Origin of the sequence: Methyloversatilis discipulorum (genome assembly GCF_018780585.1) — a bacterium.
Lineage (GTDB): Bacteria > Pseudomonadota > Gammaproteobacteria > Burkholderiales > Rhodocyclaceae > Methyloversatilis > Methyloversatilis discipulorum_B.
The window spans coordinates 109,706-125,567 of record NZ_JADMJL010000022.1 but is presented as its reverse complement, the minus strand read 5'-3'; the positions used below and the strand labels follow the sequence as shown (position 1 = coordinate 125,567).

Sequence of the window (15,862 nt, the reverse complement as noted above, 5' to 3'; positions counted from 1 at the left end):
ACCCAACCGCTCACGGTGCTTGACTCGGATAACAGTATCTACAGGGATCGCGCCCAACCCGTGGTCGGAGCCGGGATTTTGTAGGAGGGGTCCTCTGACCCCGACAGCAGCGTGGATCGAAGCCGGCGGCCCGCATCGGCCCTGTCGCGGCCAAGGCCGCTCCTACAAGAGGCACGCCCGGCTCGTCGCTGGAGCCGGGGGGCTGTGGGAGGGGTCTTGACCCCGACAGCGGCCTCGATCGAGGCACGCGGCGTGCGTAAGCGCCGTCGCGGCCAAGGCCGCGCCTGCAAAACGCGCTTCAGTGACTGGCGAACATCAGCCCCGCATGCTCCCGCATGGCGTGGAACTTGATCTTTTCCCACTTCTCTTCGGCCACCTTGAGCTCGGCGCGCATGGTGGCGAGGAAGGCGGGGGCGTTCACCGCGTCATAGGCGATGCGGTGGGCGTTGGCGTCGATGAAGCGCTTCAGTTCGCGCTCGTCGTCGCAGGTGACCCAGCGTGCCATCGTGTAACGGGTGCCTTCGAGGCGGGCGTCGCAGCCGTATTCGGTCTTCAGGCGGTGGATCACCACTTCGAACTGCAGCTGGCCGACCGCGCCCAGCAGCAGCGTGCCGCCCGCAAGCGGGCGGAAAACCTGGATGGCGCCTTCTTCACCCAGTTGCTCAAGACCTGCACGCAACTGCTTGGTTTTCAACGGGTCCTTGACTTCAACACCCTGGAACAGTTCCGGCGCAAAGAAGGGCAGGCCGGTGAATTGCAGCGTTTCGCCCTCGGTCAGCGTGTCGCCGAGCTGCAGCGTGCCGTGGTTCGGGATGCCGATGATGTCGCCGGCGTAAGCCTCTTCCAGCAGTTCGCGCCGCTGCGACAGGAAGGTGACCACGTTGTTCGGCCGGATGTCCTTGCCATTGCGGCTCACCTTCATGCGCATGCCGCGCTCGAAGTGGCCGGAACACACGCGCAGGAAGGCGACGCGGTCGCGGTGCGAGGGGTCCATGTTCGCCTGGATCTTGAACACGACGCCGGAGAACTTCTCTTCCGTCGGTTCGACCCGGCGCTGGATGGCCGGACGGCCGCCCGGCGGCGGCGCGAGGTCGACCAGGGCGTCCAGCACTTCCTTGACGCCGAAGTTGTTGATCGCCGAACCGAAGAACACCGGCGTCTGCCGGCCGGCCAGGAATTCGGCTTCGTCGAAGGGCGGTGCGGCTTCGCGCACGAGGTCGATCTCGGCGTGCGCGGTGTCGAACTGCATCGGGTAGCGGCCGGCGATTTCCGGGTTGTCCAGGCCAAGCAGCACTTCCTCATCGCCGGAAATGCGGTCCTCGCCGGCGCGGAACACGCGCATGCGGTCTTCGCGCAGTTCATACACGCCGGCAAAATCCTTGCCCATGCCCAGCGGCCAGGTGAAGGGCGCGACGTCCATGCCCAGCGTGCGCTCGAGTTCGTCGATCAGGTCGAGCGGCGCGCGCACTTCGCGGTCCATCTTGTTGATGAAGGTGATGATGGGCGTGTTGCGCGCGCGGCAGACCTCGAGCAGGCGCAACGTCTGCGCTTCGACACCGTTGGCGGCGTCGATCACCATCAGCGCGGCGTCGACCGCGGTCAGCACGCGGTAGGTGTCTTCCGAGAAGTCCTTGTGGCCCGGCGTGTCGAGCAGGTTCACGACGCAGTCGCGGTACTCCATCTGCATCACCGAGCTGGCGACCGAAATGCCACGCTGCTTCTCGATTTCCATCCAGTCGGAGGTGGCGTGACGGGCGGCCTTGCGCGCCTTCACGCTGCCGGCGATCTGGATCGCGCCTGCGAACAGCAGCAGCTTTTCGGTCAGCGTGGTCTTGCCCGCGTCCGGGTGGGAAATGATGGCAAAGGTGCGCCGGCGGGCGACTTCTTTTTCAAGCGACATGAGCGTTCTTCAGCAAATGAAAACGGCCGCGCGAGGCGCGGCCGCGAAAACAGGATGACGTGTCAGTGCAGGTGAGCGGGCGGCTGGTCCGACGTTTCGGGCAGTTCGGCGTGCACCGGCTGGCCGTCGGGATCCGGATACATCGGCGCGCCGCAGTCGTCGCAGTACTCCATGGGCATCCGGTGGTCGAGCACCAGCGTGTCGGTCAGACCGCATTCGCGCAGCACGCCTTCGATCTCGCCAACGGTGTCGGTTTCCTCGTCCTCGGCACCGAGCAGCGCCCACACGACGCCGTGCACGACGTCGCTGGAGTCCGTGGTGGTGAAGGCGACGCGGTACTCCTCGAGCTGCTTGTCGTAGAAGGGCGCGATGATGGCGCGCAGGCCGCTCGCCGGCACCGCCAGCGTCTGTTCGAGGAAGGCGACCGAGGCGCGCAGCGAGTACGCGCGCGACGCGCGATCGGCTTCACGGCAGGCCGAGTGGTAGGCGTTGGGCGGCAGCAGTTCGAAGGCACAGCCCTGCATCAACGTGCCGATGACGGCGCCACCCTGGGCCTGCCACTGTTTCACCACGTGTTCGCGCTGGCCGTCGTCCTCCTGCCAGCGGAACAGTGCCTGACCGCGCGGCACGATGGCGATGCCGATCAGGTAGCGGGTGTCCGACAGGAAGGTGGTGGTCTGCGCCATCGCCTCCGCCTCCAGCTTCAGATCATTCCCGGCGAGCACGGCTTCGCCGAGGTCGTCGGCCAGGTCGCGCGTTTCGACATAGCCGCGCGGCAGCTGGTCCGGGCTGAACAGATAGTCGGCCAGCGCAACCTTGGTGTGGGTGCCGAAAGCGTGCGCGCACAGCTGTACCTTGAGGCTGGCCAGCAGCGGCGCCGCAATCGGTCCGGCCGGGATCGAGAAGCGCGACCAGGCGAGCAGGGGGGCTGCGAACACGACGGCGTCCCAGTCCTTGTTGGCGTCGCCCGGCAGACCGCATTCGCTGCCCGCTTCGATGAAATCGGCCAGTTCGTCATAGGCCGGCGCGTCCTCGCGCCACAGGTGGTCGAGCGCGGCGTTCAGCGCGTCTTCGTTGCGGTCGGCCAGCAGCCGGCTCACCTGTTCGGTCAGCCGCACTTCCCAGTAGCGGTCTTCGATGCGGCTGGCGGACAGCGCCAGGCCGGTGGCCAGCCGGGTGAGCAGGGCGGCGTCCTGGGTGAGGCCGCCGCGGCGGGCGAATCGGGTGCGTTTCATGTAAAGGTCCGGTGACTGAGGCGCGATTCTACCAAGGGCCGGCGCAGGCGCCGCGGATATCAGTCGCCGAACAGCAGGCGCTCGGCAGCCGCGAGGTCGTACTCGACCCCGGCTTCGGCCAGCGAGTAGCCGCTCAGCCCATCGGCGCGCGCGCGCCAGTCCGGCTGCTGCAGCAGGACCGACAGTGACTGCACCGTGTCGCGCGAGGCGGGCGCGTCGCGCATCGCCAGAAAGTACATCTCTTCGAACAGCGGGATGAAGTCCAGTCCGAGGCGATGGGCGAAGGCTTCCAGCCCGAGTCCGGCATCGGCTTCGTCGCTGGCGATCAGCGCCGCCACCGCGGCGTGCGTGTGTTCTTCATCGCCCTCGTTCAGCGCGCGCGTGTCCAGCCCGGCGCGGCGCGCCAGCAGATCGAACGCGAGTCGCGTGCCGGCGCCCGGCTGGCGATGCACGAAGCGCAGGTCGGTGCGTGACAGGTCGGCCAGGCCGCTCACCTTCTTCGGATTGCCGCGCGCCAGGATGAGGCCTTGCCGACGGCGGGCGAAACCGATCAGGCGCAGCCGCGGCAGACCGTGCTGTGCGCGGTAGAGCGCCCAGATGTCGCGTCCCAGTTCGCCCACCGGGCAATGGAAGCCGGCGATCTCGCAGCGGCGGGCGGCCAGCGCGAGCAGCGATTCGAGGCTGCCGTGCGTGGCCAGCGTCACTGTGGCGGCATCGGACCGTTCGCTGCGCAACTGACGGATGAGGTCGTTCAGCAGCGGTTCGTGGCTGGCGGCGAAACGCAGTGCCGCGCCGCCGTGTTCGGCCGGCTGTAGCGACAGCGCGCGCATCGGCTGGCTGGCACCGTCGAGCGCACGCGCCAGCGACTGACGGGCACCGCGATCGACGTCCAGCAACTGGCGGGCGAAGGCTTCCAGCGTCGAACCATGCGCCCGCGCGGTGGTGATCAGGGGTTGGCCAAAGTAGGCCTGCCAGGCATTGATCAGCCCCCAGGCGTTGCGATACGACAGGCCGGTCGCGCGCGCCGCACCGGCGATCGAACCGCTGACTTCGATGGCCGTCAGCAGCGCCAGCAGGCGACCAATACCCACCGGTGCGTCGGGGCCGAAATCCCACTCGACCCGCAAGCTTGGATTGCTTTGTGCAAATTTAGACATATAGGACGCGCGGCTTCAGTGCGATAGCTTCCCGCATCTTATGTGTTTTCCGATGCCGATTGATGTCATTCCCTTCTGCGACGCCCTTTCGTTGCGTCGCAGCGCGTTCGTCCGGAGCCGCGCAGACATCCGTACCGGACGAGGTCGTCGCGTGACGAACTGGATGTCCACTTCCGGACTGCGCCCGCGTGCTGGCGTGGTCGTCGCAGCCCTGTTTTCGCTGTCGTCGCTCGCCGCGGTGGCGCAGGACGAGGCCTGTGCCGACGCGCCGCGCGTGGTCGCTGACCTGAAATCCGCCTGGGCCGCAGGAGGTCTGTCGGTCGACGCGGGCCACAACGTCGCTTCGGCGCCGCTGATCACGCCCGCCCGGCGCGTCGCTGCGCGCCTGCGGCCGGAAAGCGAGGTCGCGCTGCGGGCACCGGGCCGGCGCCCTGCCGGCCACGCCGGCATCCTCGATTTCACCGTACCGTCGGCCGGCATCTACCGCGTCATGAGCAGCGAGCGCGCCTGGATCGAGGTGCTGTCGCCGGATGGACTGCCGCGGCCTGTCTACATGCGCCCGCTGCGCTGTCTGCGCGGCGAAGGGGTACAGAAGGAACTGATCTACCGGCTTGAAGCCGGCCTGCGCTACACGCTCGAAGTCAGCGCCGTGGCCGGACCGGCGCTCGATCTGCTGATCACCGCGGAGCCGACGCGATGAGCACGATGAGCGAGAGCTTCGCCACCGCCGGCCGCCTGATCGTCGCCGCCGACCCCAATCTGCTGCACATCGTCGCGCTGAGCCTGCAGGTCAGCCTGACCGCCGTCTTCCTCGCCGCCTGCCTGGGGCTGCCGATAGGCGCTGCGGTGGCGGTCGGCCGCTTCCCGGGGTGCAAGTCGCTGACCGTCATCCTGAACGGCCTGATGGGCCTGCCGCCGGTGGTGATCGGTCTGCTGGTCTATCTGCTGCTGTCGCGCGCCGGCCCGCTCGGTTCGCTCGGCCTGCTGTTCACGCCGACCGCCATGGTGATCGCCCAGGTGGTGCTGATCACGCCCATCATCGCCGCGCTGTCGCGGCAGATCGTCGCCGACGCCTGGCGCGACTACGAAGAACAGCTGCGCTCGCTCGGCGCCTCGACCCCGCGCGCCGCGCTGACGCTGCTGGTCGATACGCGCTTCTCGCTGTCTACCGCAGTGCTGGCCGGGCTGGGCCGCGCGGTCGCGGAGGTCGGCGCGGTAATGATCGTCGGCGGCAATATCGACGGCGTCACCCGCGTCATGACCACCAGCATCGCGCTCGAAACCAGCAAGGGCGACCTGCCGCTGGCGCTGGCGCTGGGTTTCATCCTCATTTCCATCGTGCTGATACTGAATGCGCTGGCGCACGCGGTACGCGAATGGGCGGTGCGACGCCATGGCTGACGTACTGCTCACGCTGGACGCGCTGCGCTACGAGGCGGGCGACCGCGCGCTGATCCGCGACGTGTCGCTGCGCATCGAAGCCGGGCGGCGCACGCTGATACTCGGCCCGAACGGCGCGGGAAAGAGCGTGTTGATGCGCCTGATGCACGGCCTGATCGAACCGACTGCCGGCCGCATCCTGTGGAACGGCGGCAGCGGCACGCCGGTGCAGGCCATGGTGTTCCAGCGCCCGGTCATGCTCCGCCGCAGCGTGCTCGACAACGTGACGTACGCGCTCTACCTGGCCGGCGTGCCGGCGGCGGAACGCCGCACGCGCGCGCTCGACGTGCTGGAACGCGTCGGCCTCGCCGCACTGGCCGACCGCCCGGCGCGCGTGCTGTCCGGTGGCGAGCAGCAGCGCGTGGCGCTCGCTCGCGCGTGGGCGCTGCGACCGCGCGTGCTCTTCCTCGACGAGCCGACCGCCAGCCTCGACCCGGGCGCCGCGGCCGAAGTGGAACGCATCATCCGCGTCATCGCCGACGACGGCTGTTCCATCGTCATGGTCACCCACCACCTCGGCCAGGCCCGTCGCCTGGCCGACGACATCGTATTCGTCGACACCGGCCGCATCACCGAACACACGCCGGTGGCCGACTTCTTCGCCGCACCGCGCTCGGCCGAGGCCGGGCAATACCTCAGAGGAGAGCTTTCATGGACCTGATCCGCCGTTCCTTCATCGCCACCGCCGCGGCGGCCGCGATTACGCTGGCCGCGCCCTTTGTGCACGCCGCCGACCGTTTCATCACCGTGTCGTCCACCACCTCGACCGAACAGTCGGGTCTGTTCAAGCACCTGCTGCCGATTTTCCAGGCGAAGACAGGCATCGAGGTGCGCGTCGTTGCGCTGGGCACCGGTCAGGCGCTGGACATGGCGCGCCGCGGTGACGCCGACGTGGTGTTCGTGCACGACAAGGCGGCGGAAGAGAAATTCATCGCTGAAGGCTACGGCGTGAAGCGGCAGGAGGTGATGTACAACGACTTCATCCTGGTCGGACCGAAGTCGGATCCGGCCAAGGTTGCTGGCGGCAAGGACATCACCGGGGCGCTGAAGACGATTCAGGCGGCACAGGCCCCCTTCGTGTCGCGTGGCGACAAGAGCGGCACGCACGCCGCCGAGCTGCGTCTTTGGAAAGCGGCCGGCGTCGATCTCGACGCGGTCAAAGGCGCCTGGTACCGCGACACCGGTTCCGGCATGGGCCCGGCGCTGAACACCGCGGCGTCGATGAACGCCTACATCCTGGCCGACCGCGGCACCTGGCTGTCGTTCAAGAACCGCGGCGACCTGACCATTTCGGTCGAAGGTGACAAGCGCCTGTTCAACCAGTACGGCGTCATCCTGGTCAATCCGGACAAGCACCCGCACGTGAAGAAGGCGGATGGCCAGGCCTTCATCGACTGGGTGGTGTCGGCCGAAGGTCAGAAGGCGATCGCCGACTACAAGATCGACGGTCAGCAGTTGTTCTTCCCGAACGCGGCCAAGTGATCATGCGCGCGCTCATCGTGGCGGCCTGCACCTCGCTGCTGGCAGGTGCGGCGCAGGCCGACGGGGCATCGGTGCATGCCGCCGGCAGCCTGAAGTCGGTATTCACGCAGCTCGGCAAGCTGTATGCGGAGCAGGGCGGGGCGGCGCCCCGCTTCGAATTCGGGCCGAGCGGCGTGCTGCGCGAGAAGATCGCCGCCGGGGCCACTGCCGACGTGTTCGCTTCGGCCAACATGACGCATCCGCAGACCTTCGTCGATGCCGGCAAGGCAGCCAAGGTCGAGCGCTTCGCACGCAACGAACTGTGCCTGCTGGTGCGGCCGGGCCTGACGGTGACGCCGGCGAACGCGCTCGACGCGATGGTCCGCCGCGATCTGAAGCTGGGCGTGTCGACGCCCAAGGCCGATCCGGCCGGTGACTATGCAGTCCAGATGTTCCAGCGCGCCCATGCGCTGCGACCGGGCATCGGTCGCGCGCTGGCCGCGCGGGGGCGGCAGCTTACCGGCGCCGCCAATTCGGCGAAGCCGCCGGAAGGTCGCAACGTCTATGCGTGGGTGGTCGAAAGCGGGCAGGCGGATCTGTTCGTCACCTACTGTACCAACTCGCGACTGGCTCGCCGCGAGGTGCCAGCGCTGCAGGAAGTCGCGCTGCCGTCCGATCTCGCGGTCGGCGCCGACTACGGTCTGGTCGTGCTGTCGGCGCCCGGCAGCGAAGGCGAGCGCTTCGCGCACTTTCTGCTGTCGGAACCGGCACGCAAGGTCCTCGCGGCCGACGGCTTCTCGCTGCCCTGAAGTTCAGCGCGGCATCCAGCCCAGTCCGGCAGCGGTGTCGCCGGCCGGGATGTATTCCGCGCTGACCCAGCCGGTGTAGCCGATGCGGTCCAGCCAGTCGAACAGGAAGCGGTAGTTGATCTCGCCGCTGCCCGGTTCGTGACGCCCCGGGTTGTCGGCGATCTGCACGTGGCCGATGCGCGGCAGCTCGCGCTGCAAGCTGCGGGCGAGGTCGCCCTCCATGATCTGCATGTGATACACGTCGTACTGCAGCTTCACATTGGGCTCGCCGACGCGTTCGATCAACGCCAGCGTGTCGGCCGAGCGGTTCAGCAGAAAGCCCGGCATGTCGCGGTCGTTGATCGGCTCGACCAGCAGTTCGATGTTTTCCCGCGCCAAGGCACGCGCCGCGAAGCGCAGATTCCGTTCCATCACCGACAGCAGTTCGGCGCGCTCGGCGCCGGCCGGCGCGATGCCGGCCAGGCAGTTGATGCGCTGGCAGCCGAGTGCACGGGCGTAGTCGATGGCGCGACCGACGCCGTCCTCGAATTCGGTAACGCGGTCGGGCAGGCAGGCGATGCCGCGTTCACCCGCGGCCCAGTCTCCAGGCGGCAGATTGAACAGCACCTGCTCCAGCCCGTGACGACGCACTTCCTCGGCCAGCACGGCGGCCGGTTCGCCGTACGGGAAATGGCATTCGACGCCGCGAAAGCCGGCGCGCGCCGCGGCGGCCCAGCGCTCGACAAAAGGGTGTTCGGTGAACAGCAGTGACAGGTTGGCGCAGAAGCGGGGCATGTGACGGGATCTCCGGCTGGGCACCGATTCTAAATCGGGTCGGTGCGTGCGTTGCCGGGAGCAGGGGAGTATCGTCCCTGCTTTCGCGGTTTTCGTCGTTCTGTCACAGATGTCCCCCTCCCTGAATACCGGCACTTTCGCCCGCGCGCTCGCCGAGAACGTCGCGGCCCACGATTTCTGTTTCCTGCCGTCGGCGCAGGTACGCGACGCACTGTCCAGCCTGCGTTCCGGCTGGCGCGCCGACTGGGACGTGTTTGCCGCCAGCTGGGGCGATCTGGAAACCGATACCTATATGGCGGACGGTGGCCGTTACCGTCGGCGCCGTTATGCGGTGCTCAGTGCGCCGGCCGACGGATTGCGCATCCAGTTCGAACCGCATCAGCCGCATTACCAGAGCCTGGACTACAACACGCTGAATGGCGGCGTCGAGCGTCACTTCGAGCCGATACGGCCGCAGGTACTGGGTGGCTCGACCATGCAGACGGTGGCGCAGTTCGGGCTGGCGGTGTTCCAGCGTCTGCACCCCGGTCACGACGCGCACATCGAGGTGCATCAGTTCCGCATCGAGGCGCGCGCGGACGGTGAGGGCAAGCCGACACCGGAAGGCGTGCATCGTGATGGCGTCGATTTCGTGCTGGTCATGATGGTGCGGCGGGAGAACGTCGAGAGCGGCACCACGGAAATCTTCTCGCCTGAAGGCAAGCGTCTCGACAGCTTCACGCTGACGGCGCCCTGCGATGCAGCGCTGGTGAATGACCAGCGCGCACTGCACGGCGTGACGCCCATCCATCCGCTCGATCCGTCGAAGCCAGCCTGGCGCGATGTGCTGGTCGTGACCTACCGCCGGCGTCCGCCGGCGCAAGGCTGAGTGTGTCGGACCTGAACGATCCGCGCGTCTTCTTCGCGGCCGAACGCACGCTGCTCGCATGGTCGCGCACCGCGCTGGCGCTGATGGCCTTCGGATTCGCGATCGAGCGCTTTGCGCTGTTCGTCGCGATGCTGGGCAATCAGAAGACGCTCAACGGTGCGCCGCACGGCCTGTCGTTCTGGATAGGCGTCGCGCTGATCGCACTGGGCTCGATTTCAGTGACGCTGGCGGTCGTGCAGTACCGGCGCGTGCTGGCGACCCTGAAACCGGTGGAAATTCCCGACGGCTATATGAGCGGTCTGGCGTCGTGGACCTCACTTGCGGTCGCGGCGATCGGCGTTGCTTTGATCGCACACCTGTTCACTTCATCCTGAGTTTTCGCTTTTTTCAGGCCAGAAGAGAGGGTGGCGAGTCCTTTAGGTTTAATGTATTGAGCCCGAACACTCATGCCTTGATGTAAGTTCTGAAAACAGTAATCCCTTGTATGCACACTGCATCTTGACAGCGGCATAGCTTTCGTGCGGGGTCACCGCGGCCACCACCACGGCCGCCGCCGCGATCCTCGCCAGCCGTTCCCACATGCGCCGCCCTTCGGGCGTCTTGGCCCGCGCTGCCGCGCACTCGGCCATGACTTCCGGCTTCCCGATCAGCTCCGCCAGTCTCGCCGCTGCCTCTTCCGCTGGTGCGCTTCTTCCTTTGCGCCATTCGCATACCGCAGCCTTCGTTACGCCAAGCTTCGCGGCGATGTCGCTGTCATTCGCTGCTAGGCCGCGCTCCTGCGCTTCATCCAGATACATCCACACCGGTTTCATTCTTAGTTTCCTTTCAGAGCCTCTGCTGCCAGTGTTCCAATCGCTATCGTAGCTACCCAGAATATCGCGTATGTCAATGTTCTTTTCGGCGGCTTCTTATCTAGCTCGAAATTAATTGGCTTTTGTCGGCTGCTCTCTCTTCGCGCTTGTTCCCGCGCGTGCTCTTTCATCCAATCCCGCTCATAGATTCCCATTGCTCACTCCTGTGAACAGCTTCACGGCGTGGACACTATCAGTACAGTAGTTCTTGACAAAGCCGTACAGATCGTCTTTACTTCGGTTGGGTACAGCGCATCTGTACAAACCCCCGGCAGGTAACACGGGGGTAATTCAGAGAGACGAAGGGGGCAGTGATGAGAACGGTTCAGCAGTTGCTGGAAGTCCAGCTTTCCCAAGCTCGGAAGAATGCGGATATCGCCCGCAAGTCTCTCGCTGATCCGGCGCTTTCGCGCAACCGTTCCAAGTTCCGCAAGATGCTGCAGGACGCGCAGCAGATCGAAGCCGCAACAGCCTCCGAGCTCTCGAAGTTCGCCTATCTGAAATGAGCGCAATCATTGACTGGCTGTCGCTCACCTTCCGGCCCGCGGGTAATCCGGCCGAATTCGCGGCGTCGTTCCTCGCTACCGTCTTCGGCTACGACCTTGCATCTACGCTGCATGATACCGGGCACGGCTCGAACGGCTACGCCACCTTGCTCGAGATTCCCGGGCTTGTTTCCGTCGCCTATGGCGGCAACGCCGGCACCCTTCATATCGAATTCACCGGATCGGGTTGCGCCGTTGTTCGCTCATGGGATGACGTTGCTGAACTCGCCGAAGCTCACGCGGCGAAGATTACGCGGATCGATCTGGCGCACGATGACTTCGACGGTACTCACCCGATTTCATGGGCGCTCGAACAGTTCGCGACGGGCGGATTCAAGCCGCCACGTGGCACGCATCCGAACGGCCAGCACATTGACGACATGGGCAGCGGCAAGGGCTGCACGTTCATGGTCGGTAGTCGTGAATCCGGAAAGCTTGCTCGCATCTACGAGAAGGGGCGCCAGCTTGGAAACCCCGAATCACCATGGGTCCGTTACGAGGTCGAATATCGGGCCACGCATCGGAAGCTTGAATACGACCTGATCCGCAACCCCTCGCCATATCTCGCCGGCTCGTATGCGTGTTTCGACTGGATCAACAGCGCCGACGCTCGGCGAATCCTGACTGTCGCGGCTGTCGCCAAGGCCAGTATCGCCAAGGCGGTTGATCACGCGAAGAAACAGGCGGGAAAGTGCCTGCACATGATGTTGCAGCTTAACGGCGGCGACATCGGCGCGGCTTTCGAGGCCATTTACCGCCCTGAGATTCCCAAGCGTTGCCGCGAGCTCTACGCCGTCGCGCAAAAGCTCATCACGTCACACGCACCGCCGTCATGGTGGCGCGATTCCACGGAAGCCGAACGGCTCCGATATCACCGCGCACTTAGCGCGCCACTACTCCAAGGGGTGTAACCCATGTCGCAAATTAAGGTCGCGTTCCAACTTGTTGAAGTCCGCCACGTCGAAGGCAAACAGGATAAGTCCAAGAAATACACCATTGTCGGGGGCCTCATCACGCTGCCTGACGGCAAGCAGGGCTACGCGGAAATGCTGCTGTCCGACACGCATCATTTGACGCCGGGGCAGTACGTCTGCCACCTGGACGTCCAGATCGATCGCGATCGTCGCCTTATCCTGCGCTGCACCGGTTTCACGGCAGCACCGGCTAAGGCTGCCTGATCGTGTTCGAGGCGGAGTTCTCATGTCACCCCGGTGGCGCCGGCCTCATGGGCGCCGGCTCCACGCCGGAAGCCGCATTTCAGGATGCCGCCGCGTACTGGGAACAGGCGTGCGGTGTTCCGCCTCCGGGCGATCAGTGGAGCTGGACCGGCTCCGGTGAGTACTGGGCGCCCGTCACGATCAACGGCGAGCAGTACGGCGAGCTTCGTGACACGACAGGCACGCCGCTTCCTGTCGGTACGTTCGACTACACGATTCAGCCCGGTGGCGGTGGTGATCCGGCTTATCCGGGCTTCACCGCGTCCGAGATTGCCACGGTGTTTTCGTGGGGCTTCGGTGCGGTCGTCTTCTTCTGGTTTCTCGGTCAGTGCATTGGCGCCGTTCTTGGCGTCATTCGCAGGGCCTGAAGGTTTCGGGGTTTTCCCGATAACGCGCCGGCGTTTTCCGGCATATGCAAGGAGCATCAAAAATGGCTGACATCTTCGCAGCGGTCGATTTCTCGACCGTCGCCGCTTTCGTGGCGGCAACCGGCGTCGCGATCATCGGTATCGCCATGGCCTTCAAGGGCGTGGATCTGGGCAAGCGCGGCGTCCGTAAGGCCTAAGACCATGGAAGGCGCGTTGATCGCACATTTCTACGCCATCGTGGCCTTGATAGGTGCGATGAGCGCGTTTGCCATGGTTCAGGGCATCCGGGGGGCGTGGTGATGCGCGTCCTCCGGAATCTCCTGTGGTTCGTTGTCTCGGCTGTTTCAGCGGCTGCATGTACGCATGCATCTGCCCAAACAGCCGGGTTTAACGATTTCGGCTCATGGTCGTATGAGTGGGCGAACGGCAAGGTTACGGGCACGCTCACAGGTCCGAACGGCCAGACCACCCATTACCCGATGGGTCCGTCCGCTGTCGGTCAGACCACGCCAAACGGCGCAGGCGGCGTTACTCGGTCCATTTCCGGGCCGGTCACACTTGCGGGTGCTTCCGGCTCTAACGCGGCGACCGCGACCATTACCGCATCCCGCACAGCGACAGCGCGCCAGATTGCGCAGGGTGCATTGCCGCTGCTCAAGCGCGGGCCTGTCGGCGCCCTCGGCTCGTTGGCCGTCGGTGCGGGCCTCACTTGGGCGCTTGACCGTTGGATGAAGCCGGACATGTCTTCAGCTGTGCCGGTTGTTCCTTCGGGCACGCCCGGATGGTCGGAGTACGATCTGTGTGCTCGCATGGAACCCGGGCAGACCATTGTTATGGACGGCGGCAGTAACCATGCATTTTATCGAATGGCATACCCGAATGACATTCAAGCCGGTTACTCGCCGATCGGCAACTGTACCGCTAAGCCCTATACGCCTAATGGATTTCCTCAGATACACCGGAAGCTGATCAACACGCCCTATAACCCGGAGTACGAGCCCATTCCGGCGAGCGATGGCGATCTCGAAGACGCCGTTACCGGTGCTCTTGAGGACAATCCGGCGTCCGCGCCTTCTGTGCATGATCAGGTAGCTTCATATGGCGGGGAAATTCTCGCTAGTTCGCCCGTGGTCACCGGTCCAGCTTCCGTTAATAGTCCAAGCAAGACAACGACGACATCCACCGGGTCCAAGACGTCTCAAACGACGTACAACATTACGTACAACAACAGCTCCTATTCGTACAGCAGCAGCACTACGACGACGACGAAGGACTCCGAAGGCAACACGACGGACGAGACCACCGAGGACACCAGCCCGGAACCCGGTGACGTTGAGGTGACGCCCGCAGTGCGGGATACGTCCATGCCGCCCGTTCCTACGCTTTACGAGCGCAAGTATCCCGACGGCATCATCGGCGTATGGGAAACCCGTAAGGCGGAACTCCAAGAGACAGGTTTCTCGGCGGCTCTTGACGCGCTGCTTCCTGACATTCCGGACGGGGGCGGCTGTCCTCAGTTCTCTTTGCCCGGTGGCACTATCGCCGGCTTCGCCTTCCCCGGTGGCAATCTCGGCCCGCCGTGCTGGGTCTGGCCATGGGTCAAGGTCGTGATCGTCATCACGTCGCTTTTCCTCGCGCGTTCTCTGGTTTTCGGGGGCTGATATGGGCGCACTCGCTGCCGGTCTCTCTCTGTTGATTTCCAAGGTCGCCGCGCTCGCGTCGTGGTTCGGCGCTCTGTTCGTGGCGGTGTTCGCGGCTCTGTGGTGGCTGGTCACCGATGCCGCCGTCTGGGTCTTCGATCAGGTGCTTTCTGTCGCTGTGTCCGCGGTGGGTGCGCTCGACTGGTCGGCGGCGGAAGGGTGGGGCGCTTACTGGTCGATGGTGCCGGCCGAAATGTGGGACGTTCTTTCCGTGATCGGTTTGGGCACCGCGTTCCAGATCATCGCCGCAGCGATCGCTATCCGCTTCGCCTTGCAGATCATTCCTTTCACTAGACTGGGGTCATAAATGGACGATGAGCACGACGAGTGCGCACGCTGCGGCGCGGACATCGAGCCGGACGATAACGGCGAAGGCTCCTGCACCCTCGACGAGGACGGCGAATCGTGGCTGTGTGTCGATTGCGCGGCTGAGGCGGGTCGCCTGTGATCAATCTTCTTCTCGGCGCTCCTGGTGGCGGAAAGAGCTATGAGGCCGTTGTATTCCACATCCTCCCGGCGTTGGAGAAGGGGCGGAAGGTCATCACGAATCTTCCGCTTAATGTCGAGCGTATTGCGGCTATTGATCCGGCATATGCGGACCTGATCGAGAAGCGCGACGAAACCCGCGCCGTGCGTCCGGCGTCGGCGGAAGCTTGGACGGCTTACCCGTTCTCTCACGTCGAGGACTATGGCGATCCGTGGCGCCATCCGGAATCGGGCGCGGGTCCGCTGTACGTCATAGACGAGTGTCACATCGCGTTGCCCAAGATCGGCACGCCGCGCGACGTGGAACACTGGTACAGCCTTCACCGCCATGAATCGGCCGACGTGCTCTTGATTACGCAGAGCTACGGCAAGATCAATCAGTCAATCCGCGATCTGGTGCAGCTGGTCTATCGGGTGCGCAAGAACATCGCGTTCGGCAGTCCGACCAGCTACACGCGCAAGGTGCAGGATGGGCTACGCGGTGAGGTCGTGAACACGACCATTCGCAAGTACAAGCGTCAGTTTTTCGACCTGTACAAGAGCCATACTCGTGGCGGCGGGGCAGAGCTACAGGCGCAGGACGTTCGCCCGATCTGGAAGCACTGGACGTTCATCGGTGCCGGCGTCATGGCCGTCCTGTTCGTCGCGATCCTGTCTTCGTCGGACAAGCTCAATCCGCTGGACGTAGAGTTGAAGACTCCGCAGCAGGCGCACGTCGTCAAGGTCGCGCACTCGCCTTCGCCTGCGCGCAGCGTCGAACCGGTTACGGACGCGCCACAGAAGGGTCAGAAGCCCGAACCATACAAGTCGAACGGGCTGCACATCATCGGTTCGCTGCATATGGGTTCGCGTTCTCTCTACACCTTCACCGTCAGCCAGAACGGCCAGCCGGTCGCGACTGTCACCTCGGTGGAACTCGTCAAGCTCGGCTATACATGGGAGCCAGGCACAGAGTGCGCCGGCTGGCTCACGTGGGACGGTTCCATTCGTTCTGTCACCTGCGACTTTCCCAAGGTCGGACCGATCTAGGGCGGCGACATAGGCGGCGGAG

21 protein-coding genes are annotated in these 15,862 nt (G+C 65.0%); 16 read left to right on the top strand and 5 right to left on the bottom strand.

Features of this window, described 5'->3' with window-relative positions; all coding sequences use genetic code 11:
- Positions 1 to 298: 298 nt before the first annotated feature.
- The 3 genes from IV112_RS11690 to IV112_RS11680 form a co-directional block, all read right to left on the bottom strand.
- The gene (locus IV112_RS11690; protein ID WP_304003686.1) at positions 299 to 1,900 is read right to left on the bottom strand and encodes a peptide chain release factor 3; all 1,602 of its coding nucleotides are present in this window, start codon (positions 1,898 to 1,900) and stop codon (positions 299 to 301) included.
- A gap of 62 nt (positions 1,901 to 1,962) precedes the next feature.
- Positions 1,963 to 3,135 (bottom strand): DUF2863 family protein, encoded by a 1,173-nt coding sequence (locus IV112_RS11685; RefSeq protein WP_304003685.1) that lies wholly within the window; start codon positions 3,133 to 3,135, stop codon positions 1,963 to 1,965.
- Positions 3,136 to 3,194: 59 nt separating this feature from the next.
- Positions 3,195 to 4,262 (bottom strand): substrate-binding domain-containing protein, encoded by a 1,068-nt coding sequence (locus IV112_RS11680; RefSeq protein WP_304003683.1) that lies wholly within the window; start codon positions 4,260 to 4,262, stop codon positions 3,195 to 3,197.
- Between the two features lie 193 nt (positions 4,263 to 4,455).
- Here IV112_RS11680 and IV112_RS11675 point away from each other — a divergent pair, with 193 nt between their 5' ends.
- Genes IV112_RS11675 through IV112_RS11655 form a run of 5 tightly spaced genes read left to right on the top strand, consistent with a single transcriptional unit; the run spans position 4,456 to position 8,002 of the window.
- Positions 4,456 to 4,992 carry a hypothetical protein gene (locus IV112_RS11675; RefSeq protein ID WP_304003682.1) on the top strand — a complete coding sequence of 179 codons (537 nt, stop codon included), beginning with the start codon at positions 4,456 to 4,458 and terminating at the stop codon, positions 4,990 to 4,992.
- Positions 4,989 to 5,693: an ABC transporter permease gene (locus IV112_RS11670; protein ID WP_304003680.1), complete on the top strand. Its 705-nt coding sequence runs from the start codon at positions 4,989 to 4,991 to the stop codon at positions 5,691 to 5,693. The genes IV112_RS11675 and IV112_RS11670 overlap by 4 nt, the downstream gene beginning before the upstream one ends.
- Entirely contained in the window at positions 5,686 to 6,393 is a 708-nt protein-coding gene (locus tag IV112_RS11665; protein WP_020164636.1) for an energy-coupling factor ABC transporter ATP-binding protein, read from the top strand. Before IV112_RS11670 ends, IV112_RS11665 begins: the two co-directional genes overlap by 8 nt.
- On the top strand, positions 6,384 to 7,214 hold the full coding sequence (locus IV112_RS11660; protein ID WP_304003677.1) for an extracellular solute-binding protein: 831 nt from the start codon (positions 6,384 to 6,386) through the stop codon (positions 7,212 to 7,214). Before IV112_RS11665 ends, IV112_RS11660 begins: the two co-directional genes overlap by 10 nt.
- 2 nt (positions 7,215 to 7,216) lie before the next feature.
- Positions 7,217 to 8,002: a molybdate ABC transporter substrate-binding protein gene (locus tag IV112_RS11655; RefSeq protein ID WP_304003676.1), complete on the top strand. Its 786-nt coding sequence runs from the start codon at positions 7,217 to 7,219 to the stop codon at positions 8,000 to 8,002.
- A 3-nt stretch (positions 8,003 to 8,005) separates the two neighbouring features.
- On the opposite strand, the gene hyi is transcribed toward IV112_RS11655, so the two are convergent.
- Complete coding sequence (gene hyi, locus IV112_RS11650; protein WP_304003675.1) at positions 8,006 to 8,776, bottom strand: hydroxypyruvate isomerase; 771 nt, start codon at positions 8,774 to 8,776, stop codon at positions 8,006 to 8,008.
- A gap of 109 nt (positions 8,777 to 8,885) precedes the next feature.
- Here hyi and IV112_RS11645 point away from each other — a divergent pair, with 109 nt between their 5' ends.
- Together IV112_RS11645 and IV112_RS11640 are read left to right on the top strand one after the other, a co-directional pair.
- Complete coding sequence (locus IV112_RS11645; RefSeq protein WP_304003674.1) at positions 8,886 to 9,644, top strand: 2OG-Fe dioxygenase family protein; 759 nt, start codon at positions 8,886 to 8,888, stop codon at positions 9,642 to 9,644.
- A gap of 2 nt (positions 9,645 to 9,646) precedes the next feature.
- On the top strand, positions 9,647 to 10,018 hold the full coding sequence (locus IV112_RS11640) for a YidH family protein (protein ID WP_019918274.1): 372 nt from the start codon (positions 9,647 to 9,649) through the stop codon (positions 10,016 to 10,018).
- 48 nt (positions 10,019 to 10,066) lie between these two features.
- Here the strand turns inward: IV112_RS11640 and IV112_RS11635 are convergent, their stop codons facing one another.
- On the bottom strand, positions 10,067 to 10,456 hold the full coding sequence (locus IV112_RS11635) for a DUF3693 domain-containing protein (RefSeq protein WP_304003672.1): 390 nt from the start codon (positions 10,454 to 10,456) through the stop codon (positions 10,067 to 10,069).
- A gap of 353 nt (positions 10,457 to 10,809) precedes the next feature.
- On the opposite strand from IV112_RS11635, the gene IV112_RS11630 reads away from it, so the two are divergent.
- The 9 genes from IV112_RS11630 to IV112_RS11590 all read left to right on the top strand — a co-directional run bounded on the left by IV112_RS11630 (position 10,810) and on the right by IV112_RS11590 (position 15,840).
- Positions 10,810 to 11,001, top strand: coding sequence for a hypothetical protein (locus IV112_RS11630; protein WP_304003671.1), 192 nt, complete (start codon positions 10,810 to 10,812; stop codon positions 10,999 to 11,001).
- Entirely contained in the window at positions 10,998 to 11,951 is a 954-nt protein-coding gene (locus tag IV112_RS11625) for a replication initiation factor domain-containing protein (RefSeq protein ID WP_304003670.1), read from the top strand. The genes IV112_RS11630 and IV112_RS11625 overlap by 4 nt, the downstream gene beginning before the upstream one ends.
- Positions 11,952 to 11,954: 3 nt before the next feature.
- Entirely contained in the window at positions 11,955 to 12,218 is a 264-nt protein-coding gene (locus tag IV112_RS11620) for a hypothetical protein (RefSeq protein WP_304003668.1), read from the top strand.
- Between the two features lie 47 nt (positions 12,219 to 12,265).
- Positions 12,266 to 12,625, top strand: coding sequence for a hypothetical protein (locus IV112_RS11615; RefSeq protein ID WP_304003667.1), 360 nt, complete (start codon positions 12,266 to 12,268; stop codon positions 12,623 to 12,625).
- Between the two features lie 62 nt (positions 12,626 to 12,687).
- Positions 12,688 to 12,822, top strand: a complete 135-nt coding sequence (locus tag IV112_RS11610; RefSeq protein ID WP_304003666.1) for a hypothetical protein — start codon at positions 12,688 to 12,690, stop codon at positions 12,820 to 12,822.
- Positions 12,823 to 13,269: 447 nt separating this feature from the next.
- Positions 13,270 to 14,286: a hypothetical protein gene (locus IV112_RS11605; protein WP_304003665.1), complete on the top strand. Its 1,017-nt coding sequence runs from the start codon at positions 13,270 to 13,272 to the stop codon at positions 14,284 to 14,286.
- A gap of 1 nt (position 14,287) precedes the next feature.
- Entirely contained in the window at positions 14,288 to 14,632 is a 345-nt protein-coding gene (locus tag IV112_RS11600; RefSeq protein WP_304003664.1) for a DUF2523 family protein, read from the top strand.
- A complete protein-coding gene (locus tag IV112_RS11595; protein WP_304003663.1) occupies positions 14,633 to 14,773 on the top strand; it encodes a hypothetical protein in 141 nt (46 codons plus the stop codon). It begins immediately after the preceding gene.
- Positions 14,770 to 15,840, top strand: a complete 1,071-nt coding sequence (locus IV112_RS11590) for a zonular occludens toxin domain-containing protein (protein WP_304003662.1) — start codon at positions 14,770 to 14,772, stop codon at positions 15,838 to 15,840. Before IV112_RS11595 ends, IV112_RS11590 begins: the two co-directional genes overlap by 4 nt.
- Positions 15,841 to 15,862 lie beyond the last annotated feature (22 nt).